Here is a 283-nt window from a genome sequence, read left to right on the forward strand (position 1 = left end):
CCCGAGTTCGTTGACGACTCGGTAGAAAGGGACCCGAAAGCCTGCATCGGCAACGATGATTGGCTCCACCCCGGGCGGTAGTAGCGAGGCCAAGCGTTGTAGGAAGCGCGATTGCACGGCGCGCGTATTGACCTGCGACTGTGGGTGTACCTCCTCGTAGAGCGTCAACGAACGCCCACCGACGGGGAGCGCTGCACGCAGCAGGTGTAGCGACTGATCGCGTTTCAAATCCGACCAGTCGATCACGATGACAGGCTCGGAAATCCCGGCAAGCAACACTTGG

1 pseudogene is annotated in these 283 nt (G+C 60.8%); it reads right to left on the minus strand.

Features of this window, described 5'->3' with window-relative positions:
- Positions 1-246, minus strand: a pseudogene (locus HF203_RS16135) (IS4 family transposase); the annotation flags it as partial.
- Between the last annotated feature and the right edge of the window lie 37 nt (positions 247-283).

Origin of the sequence: Marichromatium bheemlicum (assembly GCF_012276755.1) — a bacterium.
GTDB classification, from domain to species: domain Bacteria; phylum Pseudomonadota; class Gammaproteobacteria; order Chromatiales; family Chromatiaceae; genus Marichromatium; species Marichromatium bheemlicum.